The 15,573-nt window shown below is 39.9% G+C and carries 25 protein-coding genes; all 25 read left to right on the forward strand.

The features are described from left to right. The first annotated feature begins 4 nt into the window (after positions 1 to 4). Positions 5 to 418, forward strand: coding sequence for a 50S ribosomal protein L22 (gene rplV, locus Q0064_RS11005; RefSeq protein WP_298148296.1), 414 nt, complete (start codon positions 5 to 7; stop codon positions 416 to 418). A gap of 5 nt (positions 419 to 423) precedes the next feature. Continuing rightward, a complete protein-coding gene (gene rpsC / locus Q0064_RS11010; protein WP_094486788.1) occupies positions 424 to 1,182 on the forward strand; it encodes a 30S ribosomal protein S3 in 759 nt (252 codons plus the stop codon). Between the two features lie 19 nt (positions 1,183 to 1,201). After that, positions 1,202 to 1,627: a 50S ribosomal protein L16 gene (rplP, locus tag Q0064_RS11015; RefSeq protein ID WP_094486789.1), complete on the forward strand. Its 426-nt coding sequence runs from the start codon at positions 1,202 to 1,204 to the stop codon at positions 1,625 to 1,627. A gap of 10 nt (positions 1,628 to 1,637) precedes the next feature. After that, positions 1,638 to 1,829, forward strand: a complete 192-nt coding sequence (gene rpmC, locus Q0064_RS11020) for a 50S ribosomal protein L29 (protein ID WP_094486790.1) — start codon at positions 1,638 to 1,640, stop codon at positions 1,827 to 1,829. Between the two features lie 9 nt (positions 1,830 to 1,838). Beyond that, positions 1,839 to 2,099 carry a 30S ribosomal protein S17 gene (gene rpsQ, locus Q0064_RS11025; protein ID WP_094486791.1) on the forward strand — a complete coding sequence of 87 codons (261 nt, stop codon included), beginning with the start codon at positions 1,839 to 1,841 and terminating at the stop codon, positions 2,097 to 2,099. Continuing rightward, entirely contained in the window at positions 2,099 to 2,467 is a 369-nt protein-coding gene (rplN, locus tag Q0064_RS11030) for a 50S ribosomal protein L14 (protein ID WP_007803649.1), read from the forward strand. The genes rpsQ and rplN overlap by 1 nt, the downstream gene beginning before the upstream one ends. A 12-nt stretch (positions 2,468 to 2,479) precedes the next feature. Next, a complete protein-coding gene (gene rplX / locus Q0064_RS11035; protein ID WP_094486792.1) occupies positions 2,480 to 2,794 on the forward strand; it encodes a 50S ribosomal protein L24 in 315 nt (104 codons plus the stop codon). A 2-nt stretch (positions 2,795 to 2,796) separates the two neighbouring features. Beyond that, positions 2,797 to 3,348 carry a 50S ribosomal protein L5 gene (gene rplE / locus Q0064_RS11040; protein WP_094486793.1) on the forward strand — a complete coding sequence of 184 codons (552 nt, stop codon included), beginning with the start codon at positions 2,797 to 2,799 and terminating at the stop codon, positions 3,346 to 3,348. 2 nt (positions 3,349 to 3,350) lie between these two features. Beyond that, positions 3,351 to 3,620, forward strand: coding sequence for a 30S ribosomal protein S14 (gene rpsN / locus Q0064_RS11045; RefSeq protein WP_094486794.1), 270 nt, complete (start codon positions 3,351 to 3,353; stop codon positions 3,618 to 3,620). Positions 3,621 to 3,697: 77 nt separating this feature from the next. After that, the gene (gene rpsH, locus Q0064_RS11050; RefSeq protein ID WP_298148297.1) at positions 3,698 to 4,096 is read left to right on the forward strand and encodes a 30S ribosomal protein S8; all 399 of its coding nucleotides are present in this window, start codon (positions 3,698 to 3,700) and stop codon (positions 4,094 to 4,096) included. Between the two features lie 17 nt (positions 4,097 to 4,113). Then, on the forward strand, positions 4,114 to 4,656 hold the full coding sequence (gene rplF / locus Q0064_RS11055; protein WP_298148298.1) for a 50S ribosomal protein L6: 543 nt from the start codon (positions 4,114 to 4,116) through the stop codon (positions 4,654 to 4,656). Between the two features lie 12 nt (positions 4,657 to 4,668). Next, on the forward strand, positions 4,669 to 5,022 hold the full coding sequence (rplR, locus tag Q0064_RS11060; RefSeq protein WP_094486797.1) for a 50S ribosomal protein L18: 354 nt from the start codon (positions 4,669 to 4,671) through the stop codon (positions 5,020 to 5,022). Between the two features lie 6 nt (positions 5,023 to 5,028). Then, positions 5,029 to 5,550 (forward strand): 30S ribosomal protein S5, encoded by a 522-nt coding sequence (gene rpsE, locus Q0064_RS11065; RefSeq protein ID WP_094486798.1) that lies wholly within the window; start codon positions 5,029 to 5,031, stop codon positions 5,548 to 5,550. 11 nt (positions 5,551 to 5,561) lie between these two features. Then, positions 5,562 to 5,744 (forward strand): 50S ribosomal protein L30, encoded by a 183-nt coding sequence (gene rpmD, locus Q0064_RS11070; RefSeq protein WP_094486799.1) that lies wholly within the window; start codon positions 5,562 to 5,564, stop codon positions 5,742 to 5,744. A gap of 10 nt (positions 5,745 to 5,754) precedes the next feature. Then, positions 5,755 to 6,207, forward strand: coding sequence for a 50S ribosomal protein L15 (gene rplO / locus Q0064_RS11075; protein ID WP_094486800.1), 453 nt, complete (start codon positions 5,755 to 5,757; stop codon positions 6,205 to 6,207). An 11-nt stretch (positions 6,208 to 6,218) separates the two neighbouring features. Further along, a complete protein-coding gene (gene secY / locus Q0064_RS11080; protein WP_298148299.1) occupies positions 6,219 to 7,562 on the forward strand; it encodes a preprotein translocase subunit SecY in 1,344 nt (447 codons plus the stop codon). Between the two features lie 2 nt (positions 7,563 to 7,564). Next, positions 7,565 to 7,780, forward strand: a complete 216-nt coding sequence (infA, locus tag Q0064_RS11085) for a translation initiation factor IF-1 (RefSeq protein WP_035129818.1) — start codon at positions 7,565 to 7,567, stop codon at positions 7,778 to 7,780. Between the two features lie 80 nt (positions 7,781 to 7,860). Continuing rightward, positions 7,861 to 7,977: a type B 50S ribosomal protein L36 gene (gene ykgO, locus Q0064_RS11090; RefSeq protein ID WP_002987490.1), complete on the forward strand. Its 117-nt coding sequence runs from the start codon at positions 7,861 to 7,863 to the stop codon at positions 7,975 to 7,977. A 2-nt stretch (positions 7,978 to 7,979) separates the two neighbouring features. Continuing rightward, a complete protein-coding gene (gene rpsM / locus Q0064_RS11095; RefSeq protein ID WP_094486802.1) occupies positions 7,980 to 8,354 on the forward strand; it encodes a 30S ribosomal protein S13 in 375 nt (124 codons plus the stop codon). Positions 8,355 to 8,362: 8 nt separating this feature from the next. After that, complete coding sequence (rpsK, locus tag Q0064_RS11100) at positions 8,363 to 8,746, forward strand: 30S ribosomal protein S11 (RefSeq protein ID WP_094486803.1); 384 nt, start codon at positions 8,363 to 8,365, stop codon at positions 8,744 to 8,746. A 94-nt stretch (positions 8,747 to 8,840) separates the two neighbouring features. Then, entirely contained in the window at positions 8,841 to 9,446 is a 606-nt protein-coding gene (gene rpsD, locus Q0064_RS11105; RefSeq protein WP_298148300.1) for a 30S ribosomal protein S4, read from the forward strand. Positions 9,447 to 9,466: 20 nt separating this feature from the next. Further along, complete coding sequence (locus Q0064_RS11110; protein ID WP_298148301.1) at positions 9,467 to 10,459, forward strand: DNA-directed RNA polymerase subunit alpha; 993 nt, start codon at positions 9,467 to 9,469, stop codon at positions 10,457 to 10,459. Positions 10,460 to 10,498: 39 nt separating this feature from the next. Continuing rightward, on the forward strand, positions 10,499 to 11,050 hold the full coding sequence (gene rplQ / locus Q0064_RS11115; protein ID WP_298148302.1) for a 50S ribosomal protein L17: 552 nt from the start codon (positions 10,499 to 10,501) through the stop codon (positions 11,048 to 11,050). A 329-nt stretch (positions 11,051 to 11,379) separates the two neighbouring features. Beyond that, positions 11,380 to 12,477: a glutamine-hydrolyzing carbamoyl-phosphate synthase small subunit gene (gene carA / locus Q0064_RS11120; protein ID WP_298148303.1), complete on the forward strand. Its 1,098-nt coding sequence runs from the start codon at positions 11,380 to 11,382 to the stop codon at positions 12,475 to 12,477. 133 nt (positions 12,478 to 12,610) lie between these two features. Beyond that, positions 12,611 to 15,573: hypothetical protein (locus Q0064_RS11125; protein ID WP_298148304.1), on the forward strand; the 2,963-nt coding region annotated here is incomplete at its 3' end.

Consider the following 15,573-nt stretch of genomic DNA (forward strand, 5'->3'; position numbering starts at 1 on the left):
AGTTATGGGAGTTCGTAAAAGAGAAAGAGCTGAAGGCATTAAAGAAGCTAATAAACAAGTTGCTTTTGCTAAACTAAATAACTGTCCTTCTTCTCCAAGAAAAATGCGTTTAGTCGCTGATTTAGTAAGAGGTCAGAAGGTGGAAAGAGCGTTGAGTCTTTTGAGATTCAGCTCTAAAGAAGCTTCACGAAAGTTGGAAAAACTATTGTTATCTGCCATCAACAACTGGGAACAGAAAAATGAAGGTGGGGATGTTAGTGCAGCCGGACTATTCGTTAAAGAAATCCGCGTTGACGGTGGTATGATGTTGAAAAGACTACGTCCAGCACCTCAAGGTCGCGCACACAGAATTAGAAAACGTTCTAACCACGTAACCGTAGTTTTAGGACAAGCAGATAATACACAAAGCAATTCATAAGCAGTATGGGACAGAAGACAAATCCAATTGGTAACAGACTTGGGATCATCAGAGGTTGGGATTCTAACTGGTTCGGTGGTAATGACTACGGCGACAAAATCGCTGAAGACTACAAAATCAGAAAGTACATCCATGCTCGTTTATCAAAAGCTAGTGTTTCTAAAGTAATCATCGAGAGAACTTTAAAACTTGTAACCGTTACTATCACCACCGCTCGTCCAGGTATTATTATTGGAAAAGGCGGACAGGAGGTAGATAAGTTGAAAGAGGAATTGAAGAAGATTACCGACAAGGAAGTTCAGATCAATATTTTCGAAATCAAAAGACCTGAGCTAGATGCATTTCTTGTTGCTTCAAGCATTGCACGTCAGATTGAAAGCCGTATTTCTTACAGAAGAGCGATCAAAATGGCTATTGCAGCTTCTATGCGCATGAATGCTGAAGGTATCAAAGTTATGATTTCAGGACGTTTGAATGGTGCTGAAATGGCTCGTTCAGAGTCTTTTAAAGAAGGTCGTATTCCTTTGTCTACTTTCAGAGCCGACATTGATTACGCTTTGGCTGAAGCACATACAACTTATGGTCGTATGGGAATCAAAGTATGGATTATGAAAGGTGAAGTTTACGGAAAGAGAGATCTTTCTCCACTTATCGGAATGGATAAGAAGCAAGCGGGAGGTAATTCAGGTAAGTCTGATGCACCACGCGGAGGAAAGTCAAACTTTAACAAGGGTCCAAAATCGGACGCTCGTAAACGCAAATAATTTTTAAAAGTAAAATCGAATGTTACAGCCTAAAAGAACGAAGTACCGCAAGGTACAAAAAGGTAGAATGAAAGGGAACAGCCAAAGAGGCCACGAACTTTCAAATGGCATGTTCGGAATTAAATCTGTGCACGAAACAGGCATGTTCTTAACCTCACGTCAGATCGAAGCAGCTCGTATTGCTGCAACTCGTTACATGAAACGTGAAGGACAACTTTGGATCAAAATCTTCCCAGATAAACCAATCACCAAAAAACCTCTAGAGGTACGTATGGGTAAAGGTAAAGGTGCTGTCGAATATTGGGCAGCAGTTGTTAAGCCAGGAAGAATCATGTTCGAAGTTGGTGGAGTGCCATTGGCAGTTGCAAAAGAAGCTTTGCGCCTTGCGGCTCAAAAACTTCCAGTGAAAACTAAATTTGTAATCGCTAGAGATTTCGAAGCCTAATCTGTTAATTATGAAACAATCAGAAATTAAAAATCTTTCCGTAGAGCAACTACGAGAAAACTTAAGCCAGGCCAAGAAAACTTACAACAGTTTGAAGATGGCTCACGCGATCTCTCCAATCGAGAATCCGCTTCAGATCAGAACTGTTCGCCGAACAGTCGCTCGTCTTGCTACTGAAATAACTAAACGTGAGCAACAATAATTCTGTATTATGGAAGCTAAAAGAAATTTAAGAAAAGAGAGAATCGGTGTGGTGACTTCCAATAAAATGGAAAAGTCAATCGTTGTGGCTCAGGTAACACGTGTAAAACACCCACTATACGGTAAATTCGTATTGCGTACTAAGAAATTTGTTGCGCACGACGAGAAAAACGACTGTAACATTGGAGATACTGTTCGCATCAGCGAAACACGACCAATGAGTAAAACAAAGTGTTGGAGATTAGTAGAAATCATTGAAAGAGCTAAGTAATGGTACAACAAGAAAGTAGATTAAAAGTTGCGGATAACACCGGTGCTAAAGAAGTACTGACCATCCGTGTGCTTGGAGGTACTAAGCGCAGATATGCCTCTGTTGGGGATAAAATTGTAGTTTCAATCAAAGATGCTACTCCAAACGGTAACGTGAAAAAAGGAGCTGTATCAACTGCTGTAGTAGTACGTACTAAGAAAGAAGTACGTCGTGCAGATGGTTCTTACATCCGTTTTGACGATAATGCTTGCGTACTTTTGAACGCAGCTGGTGAAATGCGCGGAACCCGCGTTTTCGGTCCAGTAGCGAGAGAACTTCGCGAAAAGCAATTCATGAAAATTGTATCACTTGCACCTGAGGTGCTTTAATTTTAGGAGACAATGACTAAGTTAAAAATTAAATCAGGAGACGTTGTTCGCGTTATCGCAGGTGATCACAAAGGTGCCGAAGGCAAAGTTGTACGCGTAGATCGCGAAAAGAACAGAGCAATCGTTGAAGGGGTAAACATGGTGTCTAAGCACACAAAGCCTAGCGCTAAAAACCCTCAAGGCGGTATTATTAAAAAAGAAGCTCCTATTCATATCTCAAACATTGCACTAATCGACCCAAAGTCTAAAGAGACTACTCGCGTTGGTTTCCGTGTTGAAGGAGATAAGAAAGTGAGATTTTCTAAAAAATCAAATCAAGTATTGTAGTTATGGCTTATATCCCTAGACTTAAAGAAGAATATAAAGCCCGCGTAATCGCTGCTTTAAAAGAAGAATTCGGCTATAAAAACGTAATGCAAGTTCCTAAATTGGAGAAAATCGTTTTGAGCCGTGGTGTTGGTGCTGCTGTTTCCGATAAGAAATTAATCGAATACGCAGTAGACGAATTGACGAAAATCACTGGTCAAAAAGCGGTTTCTACAATCTCTAAGAAAGACGTTGCATCGTTCAAACTTAGAAAAGGTATGCCAATTGGTGCAAAAGTTACCCTTCGCGGTGAGCGTATGTACGAATTCTTGGATCGTTTAATTACTTCTGCACTTCCACGTGTAAGAGATTTCAACGGAATTAAAGCTACTGGTTTCGACGGACGTGGTAACTACAACTTGGGTATTACTGAGCAAATTATTTTCCCGGAAATCGATATCGACAAGGTGAATAAAATTGCAGGTATGGATATCACTTTTGTGACTACCGCTAAAACAGACAAAGAAGCAAAATCACTTTTAGCAGAATTAGGTTTACCATTTAAAAAGAATTAAGGATGGCTAAAGAATCAATGAAAGCACGTGAAGTAAAACGTGCAAAAACTGTAGAAAAATACGCTGCGAAAAGAAAAGCGCTTTTGGAAGCTGGCGACTATGTTGGCCTTCAAAAATTGCCTAAAAACGCTTCTCCAGTAAGAATGCACAACCGTTGCAAACTTACAGGTCGTCCAAGAGGTTACATGCGCCAGTTTGGTATTTCACGTGTTACTTTCCGTGAAATGGCAAACATGGGATTGATTCCCGGCGTTAAAAAAGCTTCTTGGTAATTAAAAAAAGAGTATCAATTGGTTTAAGGTTCGCCGCGAGAGCCGTAGGCGAAAACCAAAACCGCAATTAATTAAATATGTACACAGATCCAATCGCAGATTATCTGACCCGAGTACGAAACGCTGTGGCTGCAAACCACAAAGTTGTCGAAATTCCGGCTTCTAATCTGAAAAAAGAAATCACTAAGATTTTGTTCGATCAGGGTTATATCCTGAGCTACAAATTCGAGCAAAACACCGTACAGGGTACGATTAAAATCGCTCTCAAATACGACAAAGAAACCAAAGAGTCTGTAATCAAGGACATTCAAAGAATCAGTAAGCCTGGTTTGAGAAAATATGCCGGAGCTACAGAAATTCCAAGAATCTTGAATGGTCTTGGTATCGCTATTGTATCAACTTCAAAAGGTTTGATGACCGGAAAACAAGCACGCCAATTAAACATTGGTGGTGAAGTCATCTGCTACGTTTATTAATCTTAATCCAGCAAGAAATGTCTAGAATTGGTAAAAATCCCGTTTCGATTCCTGCAGGTGTTACAGTAAACTATGCAGATGGTATCCTTACAGTGAAAGGAAAAAAAGGTCAGCTTACGCAAGTTATCAGCGATGTGGATCTTAAAATAGAAGAGAACCAAATCGTTGTAGAGCGCTCATCAGATCACAAAGATCAACGCGCGAAACACGGTTTGTACAGATCACTAATCAACAATATGGTTATTGGTGTTTCTGAAGGTTTTACAAAAGAGTTAGAATTAGTGGGTGTAGGTTACAGAGCTTCTAACCAAGGTCAAAAGCTCGATCTAGCACTTGGTTTTTCTCATAATATTATTCTTGAAGTTGCTCCAGAAGTAACTTTGGAAACAATTTCTGAGAAAGGTAAGAACCCAATCGTGAAACTAACTTCATACGACAAACAATTGTTAGGTCAAGTAGCTGCTAAAATCCGCGGATTCCGTAAGCCAGAACCTTACAAAGGAAAAGGTGTGAAATTCGTAGGTGAAGTATTGAGAAGAAAAGCAGGTAAATCAGCTTAAAAATATTAGATTATGTCATTAACAAAAACTGAAAGAAGACAACGTATCAAATTCAGAATCCGTAAAATCGTTTCGGGTACTGCTGCTAAGCCGCGTTTGTCTGTGTTTAGAAGTAATAAAGAAATCTATGTTCAGCTGATTGACGATGTACAAGGTGTAACTATCTTGGCAGCTTCATCTCGCGACAAAGACGTAGATTCTAAAGGTACTAATGTAGAAGTGGCTGCAGCTGTAGGTAAAGCTATCGCTGAAAAAGCACTTAAAGCAGGTATCGAGAATGTAACATTTGATCGTGGTGGTTATTTGTACCACGGTCGTATTAAATCACTAGCCGAAGGCGCAAGAGCCGCTGGTTTAAAATTCTAATCGAAGATGTCAAAGTATAAAAACGTAGAATTCGTAAAGCCTAGCGGTCTTGAATTGAAAGATCGATTGGTGAGTGTAAACCGTGTAACGAAAGTTACTAAAGGTGGACGTGCTTTCGGTTTCTCTGCCATCGTAGTAGTTGGCGACGAAAACGGAGTAGTAGGTCACGGTTTAGGAAAATCTAAAGACGTATCTGAAGCAATTGCTAAAGCTGTGGAAGATGCTAAGAAAAACTTGGTACGCGTACCGCTTAGCGGACAATCGGTTCCGCACGAGCAAAAAGGTAAATTTGGTGGTGCAAGAGTATTCTTGATGCCAGCATCTCACGGTACTGGAGTTATTGCTGGTGGTGCTGTACGTGCGGTATTGGAGTCTGTTGGTATTCACGACGTACTTTCTAAGTCGCAAGGATCATCAAACCCACACAACGTAGTTAAAGCTACTTTCGATGCATTGCTTCAAATGAGAAGCGCTCACACAGTAGCAAAACAACGTGGTATTTCATTAGATAAAGTGTTTAAAGGTTAATTCAGCGAATCATGGCAAAAATTAAAGTAAAACAAGTTCGCAGCAAAATCAATTGCCCGCTAACACAGAAAAGAAGCCTTGAGGCTCTTGGACTTCGCAGAATGGGACAGGTTGTTGAGCACGAAGCCAACCCTGCTATTCTCGGAATTATCAATAAAGTTAAACACTTAGTTTCTGTTGAAGAAGCTAAATAATCCGTAAACTATGAACTTACATAACTTACAACCTGCAGAGGGATCAACGCACAACCAAAATAAGCGCGTAGGTCGTGGAGAAGGCTCCGGAAAAGGCGGAACTGCTGCACGTGGACACAAAGGTGCGAAGTCTCGCTCAGGTTACTCAAAGAAGATCGGATTTGAAGGTGGACAGATGCCACTACAAAGACGTGTTCCTAAATTTGGATTTAAAAATATCAACAGAGTGGAATATCAAGGAATCAACCTTGACACAATTCAAGCACTAGTTGACGCAGGTGTTATCTCCGACTCATTAGATTTCGCAACAATCGTTGAGAATCGTTTGGCTACTAAAAATGAAGTAGTTAAAATTTTGGGTAGAGGTACTCTTACTGCAAAAGTGAAAGTTAGCGCACATAAATTTACTGCTACTGCTAAAGCTGCTATTGAAGCGGCAGGTGGTGAGGCAGTTAGCTTGTAATTCTAAGACTGATGAAGAAATTTTTCGAATCTGTATCGAATATCTGGAAAATCGATGAACTGCGTTCTCGTATCGTTCTAACTTTATGCCTTTTGTTGGTTTATCGTTTCGGCGCTCACGTAACGTTGCCAGGCATCGATGCAACCCAGTTGAATGCGTTAGCAGGCCAAACTAAAGACGGTATTGGTTCTATTCTTGATATGTTTACCGGAGGCGCTTTTTCTAAGGCTTCCGTTTTTGCATTGGGAATTATGCCATACATCTCGGCTTCCATCGTAGTACAATTAATGGGCATTGCAATTCCTTACCTTCAGAAACTTCAGAAAGATGGGGAAAGCGGTCGCAAAAAGTTGAATCAAATTACCCGTTGGTTAACGATTGTCATTACAATTGTTCAAGGTCCAGGTTATATCTATAACTTGTATTCAACGCTACCCGGACAAGCGTTTTATCCAGAAGTAAGTCAACAAGTGTTTGTGGCACTTTCTATTGTTATCCTAACAACGGGAACAATATTTGCAATGTGGCTTGGTGAGAAGATTACTGATAAAGGTATCGGAAACGGAATTTCACTCCTAATCATGGTTGGAATCTTGGCTCGTCTCCCACAAGCATTTTTACAAGAATTTACGTCGACCATCACAAATAACGGAGGTGGACCAATGATTTTGGTTCTTGAAGTTATCGGCTGGTTGTTAGTAATCATGTCTTGTGTACTCCTTGTTATGGCTGTGAGAAAGATACCGGTACAGTATGCACGTCGTACCGTTTCTGGTGATTTCGAACAAGATATAAATGGTGAAAACAGACAGTTCATTCCTCTAAAATTAAATGCTTCTGGTGTAATGCCAATCATCTTTGCGCAAGCAATTATGTTTATTCCAGCAGCAGTTGCAGGCCTGTCGCAATCAGAAACTTCACGATCTATTGCATCAACGTTTGGTGATTTATTCGGATTCTGGTACAATCTCGTATTCGCATCCTTAATCATCATCTTTACTTACTTTTATACTGCTATTACTGTTCCAACGAATAAAATGGCAGACGACCTTAAGCGAAGCGGTGGCTTTATCCCTGGAATCAGACCAGGAGTTGAAACGTCTGATTATCTGGATAAGATTATGTCTTTGATTACATTTCCAGGTTCGTTATTCCTAGCGCTACTTGCTGTGTTCCCAGCAATCGTAGGTAGTTTAGGTGTGCAACAGTCTTGGGCAATGTTTTTCGGAGGTACCTCTTTGATCATCATGGTAGGTGTTGTTATTGATACCGTTCAGCAAGTAAATTCATATCTGCTTAACAAGCATTATGACAGCTTGATGAAATCGGGCAAAAACCGTAAAGCTGTAGCATAATTATGGCAAAACAAGCGGCTATTGAACAAGACGGATCTATCATCGAAGCATTGTCGAACGCAATGTTCCGTGTCGAATTGGAAAACGGACACGTAGTAATTGCTCACATTTCTGGAAAGATGCGTATGCACTACATCAAATTGCTTCCGGGCGATAAGGTGAAACTAGAAATGAGCCCTTACGACTTGTCAAAGGCAAGAATAACTTATAGATATTAATATAGCACATAGCAATTGGTTTCAAGTTCATAATCATTTGGAAGTGAAACCAAGAGCTAAAAGCTAAAAGCTAAAAAAAGATGAAAGTTAGAGCATCAGTTAAGAAAAGAAGCGCCGAGTGCATTATTGTGCGTAGAAAAGGGCGTCTGTACGTAATCAACAAAAAGAATCCTAGATTTAAACAAAGACAAGGATAATTATGGCAAGAATAGCAGGGGTAGACATCCCAAAAAATAAAAGAGGCGTAATTGCTTTAACCTACATCTTCGGATTAGGAAGAAGCCGTGCTAAAGATATTTTAGCGAAAGCGCAAGTAAGCGAAGACAAAAAAGTTCAAGATTGGAATGACGACGAAATCGGAGCTATCCGTGACGCCGTTTCATACTACAAAATCGAAGGTGAACTTCGTTCTGAAATTTCATTGAACATCAAACGTTTAATGGATATTGGATGCTACCGTGGTATCCGTCACAGAAGCGGACTTCCACTGCGTGGTCAGAGAACTAAAAATAACTCTCGTACTAGAAAAGGTAAGAGAAAAACTGTCGCTAACAAGAAAAAAGCAACTAAATAAGAATTAGTATGGCTAAAGCAACAACTAAAAAACGTAAAGTTATTATCGAGTCTTCAGGTGAAGCTCATATTAACGCAACTTTCAATAACATCATCATATCACTTACCAATAAAAAAGGTGAAGTTATCTCTTGGTCATCGGCCGGTAAAATGGGCTTCCGTGGATCTAAGAAGAACACACCTTACGCTGCGCAAATGGCCGCTGAAGACTGTAGCCGCGTAGCTTTGGAAGCTGGTTTGAAGAAAGTGAAAGTTTTCGTGAAAGGACCAGGTAACGGACGCGAGTCTGCTATCCGCTCTATTCACAACGGTGGAATCGAAGTTACTGAAATCATCGACGTAACTCCAATGCCACACAACGGGTGTAGACCTCCAAAAAGACGTCGAGTTTAATCCCAAATCAAAGTAGTATAGTATAACCCGGAAAGCAAAAGCGCTATCGAAGGATCTGACCTGAATTCATAGTGGCTTTCCAAAATCATTAAAAATGGCAAGATATACTGGTCCAAAAACCAAAATCGCGCGTAAATTCGGCGAGGCAATCTTCGGCGAAGACCGCGCTTTCGAAAAAAGAAATTACCCACCGGGACAACACGGTCTCGCTAAAAAAAGAGGTAAAAAATCAGAGTACGCAATCCAATTAATGGAGAAGCAAAAAGCGAAATACACTTACGGAATCCTTGAAAAACAATTCCGTGGTTTGTTCGAAAGAGCTTCTGCTGCACGTGGAGTAACGGGTGAAGTACTTATCCAGTTGTGTGAAGCACGTCTTGATAATGTAGTTTTCCGTATGGGTATTGCACCTTCTCGTAGAAGTGCACGCCAAATCGTTTCTCACAGACATATTACAGTGAATGGTGAAGTTGTAAACATCCCATCGTATCACCTAAAAGCAGGCGATAAAATTGCAGTTCGTGAGAAATCAAAATCTTTAGATATCATCGAGCGTTCCCTAGCTGCATCTTCTCATGTTTATGAGTGGATCACTTGGAACGATTCACAAAAAGAAGGTGTTTTCGTTTCAGTACCTACACGTACTCAAATCCCAGAAAACATCAAAGAACAGTTGATCGTCGAATTGTACAACAAATAATAACTGACTTAGTCGAAATTATGGCAATATTTAATTTTCAAAAGCCCGATAAGGTAATTATGGTCGACTCAACGGACTTCGAAGGAAAGTTCGAATTCAGACCATTAGAACCCGGATACGGTCTTACTGTCGGTAATGCGCTGAGAAGAGTTCTACTTTCTGCTCTTGAAGGTTATGCCATCACTTCTGTCCGTATTGAAGGTGTAGATCACGAATTCTCCACTATCCCGGGCGTTGTAGAAGACGTAACCGAAATCATCTTGAATTTGAAGCAAGTTCGATTCAAACGTCAGATTGAAGATGTTGACAATGAAGCGATCACAATCTCTATTTCAGGTAAAGACCAAATTACTGCAGGCGACTTCCAAAAGTTCATCTCTGGTTTCCAGGTTCTTAACCCAGATCTAGTAATCTGTAATCTTGACAGTAAAGTCAATATCAATATGGAACTTACGATCGAAAAAGGTCGTGGATACGTTCCTGCTGAAGAGAACAAGAAAGCAAATGCTCCAATCGGAACTATCGCTACAGACTCAATCTACACTCCAGTAATCAATGTGAAATACGCAATTGAAAACTTCCGTGTAGAGCAAAAAACCGACTACGAAAAGTTAGTGTTCGAAATTAAAACCGATGGGTCTATCACGCCTAAAGATGCGTTGACAGAAGCTGCAAAAGTTTTGATTCACCACTTTATGCTGTTCTCTGACGAGCGTATCACGCTTGAAGCAGACGAAATTGCGCAAACTGAATCGTACGACGAAGAGTCCTTGCACATGCGTCAGTTGCTTAAAACTAAGTTGGTCGATATGGATTTATCCGTTCGCGCACTTAACTGCTTGAAAGCTGCTGAAGTAGAAACACTTGGAGATCTTGTATCTTTCAACAAAAACGACTTAATGAAATTCAGAAACTTCGGTAAGAAATCACTTACTGAGCTTGACGAGCTTGTTGCCGTGAAGAACCTTACTTTCGGAATGGACTTAAGCAAATACAAATTAGATAAAGACTAACCTGAGTCTGAAGTTTGCAGATTCTAAGTTTATTAAGAAATGAGACACGGAAAGAAAAATAATCACTTAAGCAGAAAAGCGGGTCACAGACGTGCTTTACTGGCGAATATGGCTTGCTCGTTAATCGAACACAAGCGAATCAATACTACTGTGGCGAAAGCTAAAGCGCTTCGTTCATACGTAGAGCCTTTGATCACTAAATCAAAAGAAGATACTACACACAATCGTCGTATCGTTTTCTCTTACCTACGTAGCAAATACGCTGTAACAGATTTGTTCCGCGACGTTGCTGCTAAAGTGGGAGATCGTCCAGGAGGATACTGCCGAATCATCAAATTAGGAAACCGTCTTGGTGACAACGCGGATATGGCGATGATCGAATTAGTTGACTTCAACGAACTTTACAACGGAGGTAAAAAAGAAGTTAAGAAAGCAAAAAGCAGAAGAGGTGGTAAGTCGAAAGCGGCTGCTACTACGGAAACTGCTCCAGTTGCCGAAGAAGTTCAAGCTCCAGTTGCTGAAGAAACTGCTGCGCCAATCGTTGACGAAGCTCCAGAAGCTTCTAACGAAGAGTCGGAAGACAAAGCTTAATTATAAAGCAAAACAAACTTTGAAAGACCTGCATTTTGCGGGTCTTTTTTTTAGAAAAATGTTTGTGTTTGAACTCATCTTAATTCTTCAATCTTAATACTCCAGTCTTAATACTCCAGTCTTAATACTTCCTTGTGCCTAATCCCGTTTTCCGTTTCAAAGCCGCAGCCAAAAACCGCCGCTTGCTGGCCTTTAACAGCAGCTTCCGTTGGTCGCTGTGTTAAATACCGCCGCGGTCGGTTTCTGGCCTTGCGGGTTTTCCACTTCAACCGGGGGCAGGGGTTGCGTGTTTACGTATCAAAGACTACTTTTGCATCAACAACACAACTATGAAATATCAACAACGCGATGCTGCCATCCTTCTTCTTGCAGATGGCACCATCTTCCACGGAAAATCTATTGGAATACCAGGAAAAGCAACTGGTGAACTTTGTTTCAATACCGGTATGACTGGCTATCAAGAAATTTTTACCGATCCGTCGTACTTCGGTCAACTTATGGTGACAACCAATGCCCACATTGGTAATTACGGCGTTAACCGCAACGAAAAGGAATCCGGATCTATAAAAATTGCGGGCTTGATTTGTCGTAATTTTAGTTTTCAGCACTCGCGTCCCGATTCCGATGGTAATCTATTCGATTATTTTAAAGCACAAAGTTTAATCGCAATCAGCGATGTTGATACACGTGCGTTAACGGCTTACATCCGTGATCACGGCGCTCAAAACGCCATCATTTGTACAGACGAGACGCCCGTTGATGAACTAAAATCGATTTTAAAGGCGGTTCCCGATATGAAAGGTCTAGAATTAGCCAGCAGAGTATCGGCTACCGAACCTTATTTTTACGGCAATCCCGAAGCTAAATTCCGAATTTCAGCACTCGATTTAGGAATCAAAGAAAATATTCTTCGTCACTTAGCAAGCCGCGATTGTTACATCAAAGTATTTCCGTACGACAGCACTTTTTCTGATTTAAGTAGTTTTAATCCGCACGGTTATTTCTTGTCAAACGGTCCCGGCGATCCAGAACCACTCACAGAAGTTATTGCTTTAGCAAAAGAAATTATTAGTCGCGATCTTCCCTTATTTGGAATTTGTCTCGGACATCAATTAATCGGCTTGGCAAATGATGTTCCAACTTATAAAATGTTTAACGGCCATCGAGGCATAAACCATCCGGTTTTCAATGTCGTAACTGGAAAAGGCGAAATCACATCCCAAAACCACGGATTTGCAGTAGAGCGTGCCGCGGTTGAAGCGCATCCCGAACTTGAAATCACGCACCTTCACTTAAACGACGGAACTATCGCAGGAATGCGTATGAAAAACAAACCCGTGTTTTCAGTACAATACCATCCAGAAGCAAGCCCAGGACCTAACGATTCGATTTATTTGTTTGATGCTTTTGTAGCTTCTTTAAGCTAAAATTGAAAAGTAGATTACGGCCGCAGAGAACGAATTGAGAAGTCATATTCAATTTCCGTAACAAATTAATTGACTGCTCCTATTAGTTCTTAAGTAAAATGTTGTAGCTTTACGTAGTTAAAATTTTTCGACTATGAAGCAGCTTTACATTTTTGTACTTTTTATATACTGCTCAGCTTCTTTTGGGCAAACTATTACTTTTTCTGACCCCGCATTTAAAAATAGACTACTGCAAGCGTCTACTTCAAATGCGATCGCTAAAGGAGTTAACGGCAATAATATTAAAATAGATGCTAATAACAACCAAGAGATAGAAGTAAGCGAAGCGCAAGCGGTTTATAGGCTTGGCATATCAAGTTCCCAAATATCGGCTATCCCGGAAATTAGTTATTTTACGAATCTAAGATCATTAACGTGTAACAACAATAGTATAACAAACTTAGATGTTTCAGCCCTAGTATCTTTAGTTAATTTAAGATGTGATAATAATGAATTAACGAATTTAGATGTTTCGATGCTTGGAAGTTTAGAGACGTTAAATTGCGCAGAGAACAATTTGATTTCTTTGAACGTATCAGGAGCAGTTTCGCTTTCTTCGTTACTATGTGAAGAAAATGAATTAGAATCACTAGTAATACAAGCATCGAGCAATCTGACAACATTGAATTGTTCTCAAAATAGTTTAAACACGCTAAATATTGCTGCTAGTCCCAATTTGTTGACATTAAATTGCAGTCAAAACAATTTGTCAGCGTTGTCACTTACCGGCTTTACAGCGCTCCAAACTCTTAATTGCAGCCAAAATCAATTAACAAGCATAAATCTGAACAGTTTAGTGCTTCTTGAAGTACTTGATGCTTCTGAAAACAATTTGTCAAACGTAAACCTCTCTCAGCTAACCGCTTTGCGTAATCTTGATGTACATGCTAATCAAATTTCGCAGATAAGTTTTTCGACAAATTTGGCTTTAGAGAGCATAAAAATCTATGAAAACGCTTTAACTTCGATTGATGTTTCGATGTTGCAAGAATTAACTTTACTTTACGTCACAAATAATAATCTATCATCACTTACTATTTCAGGTTTAACAAGTTTGTATGATGTAGCTTTCGCTTCAAATCAATTGCAAAGCGTGAATTTAAGCAATTTACCCGAATTAGCATATTTGGATTTGTCCCAAAACCAGATTAATGCTCTTACTCTGTCAAATTTACCTCAGCTGTGGATGCTTTATTTAGGGTCCAATCTACTCACAAGTCTTGATTTAACTCCGTTTCCTTTACTAATTGAATTAATATGTAATAATAATCAACTTAATAATCTTGTAATTTCAGAAAACACTTCCTTAGACTATGTAGATGCTACCTATAATCAGCTCACGCAGCTAGAACTTCCACCATTCCAAGGCGGAGCCGAATTCTATTTTTCGCACAACAATATAAGCACCGTTAATCCGCTGTCAACATACGATGTTGATCTTTCATATAATAATTTGACAAACGTAGTAATTGAAAATTCGATTACTGTTGATCTTTCAAATAATCAAATATCAAATTTAACTGTCTCGGAGGATTCTACTTTAATGGATTTAAACTGTTCAAATAATAATTTGACAATTTTGGATATCAAGTCAACTGCACTGCTTCAAATAAATGCAAATAACAATAATTTACAAGCAATTCTCATTCCTAATAACGGTTCATTTTCGATTGATTTTTCTAACAATAATGAAATTCAATATATATGTGTCGACCCGATAATGTTTTACATAATCCAAATGTCGTTAAATCAGTTAGGTCTCAATGATGTTGAATTAAATTCCTACTGCGATTTTAATCCCGGCGGTACATTTTACACGATTTCAGGCAATCAACGTTATAATTTTAACGGTTCGTCGTGCTCAACTTCGGATCCGATTGTGCCTAATCTAAAATTTAATATCACTAACGGCTCTGTAAATGGCACGATGATTTCCGACGAGTCGGGCGCTTATTCGATTCCAGTTCAAGCTGGGCAACATACCGTAACTCCCGTAGTTCCCTCTTCTGCTTATTATTCTATTTCGCCAGCTAGTTTCGTGGCAAATTTCCCAACTCAGGCTAGTCCGTTAGTGCAAAATTTTTGTATCACTGCAAATGGTACTTTTCCAGACATAGAAGTTAATCTAATTCCTATAGGGAATGCCAGACCTGGCTTTGATTCGTTTTATAAAATTCTGGTAAAAAATGTAGGTACCACGGTTCAGTCGGGAGCAGTAGTATTCAATTACGACGAGTCTGTCTCTGATTTTATCGAAGCCACTCCGACTTCCCCTACAATAAATCCAGGTTCGGTTTCATGGACGGTAAGTAATTTAGCGCCGTTCAGCGAACAAGAGTTTTTTGTGACTCTTAACCATAATTCTCCGATGGAAACACCCGCTTTAAATAGCGATGATTTACTTTCTTTTTCAGCAAATATGCAAACTGCAGCTACAGATTCAACGCCGGATAACAATGTTTCAACCTTATCGCAAGTTGTAGTGAATTCGTTTGATCCTAACGACAAAACGTGTTTGGCTGGACCAACAATCGGACCCGAGCAAGTTGGAAAGTTTGTAAATTACATGATTCGTTTTGAAAACACGGGTACTGCAGCAGCGGAACGTGTAATTATTACCGATCGAATTGATACCTCAAAATTCGATATCAGCACATTAACGCCTCTAGACTCCAGCCATCCGTTTACGACTCGTATCTCAAACGGCAATCGCGTAGAGTTTATTTTCGAAAACATTCAATTGGGTTTTACCGACGAGACAAACGATGGTTATGTGGTATTTAAAATAAAGACGGTTCCCACGCTAGTTGTTGGCGATACATTCAGCAACAGCGCGGCTATTTACTTTGATTTTAACTATCCGATTTTTACCAACGATGCCACGACCGAAGTGCAAGTTTTAGGCACCGAAAATTTCGATTGGCAGAAATCGTTTGCAGTATTTCCTAATCCAATGAATGCCGAGCTGACTGTAAAGAGTTTGACTGATGCTTCAGTGAAAAAAATTGAAGTGTTCAATACGCTTGGCCAGTTAGTGATTAGCGTTGTACAACCCAG

It is taken from the genome of Flavobacterium sp. (genome assembly GCF_027490375.1).
Taxonomy (GTDB): Bacteria; Bacteroidota; Bacteroidia; order Flavobacteriales; family Flavobacteriaceae; genus Flavobacterium.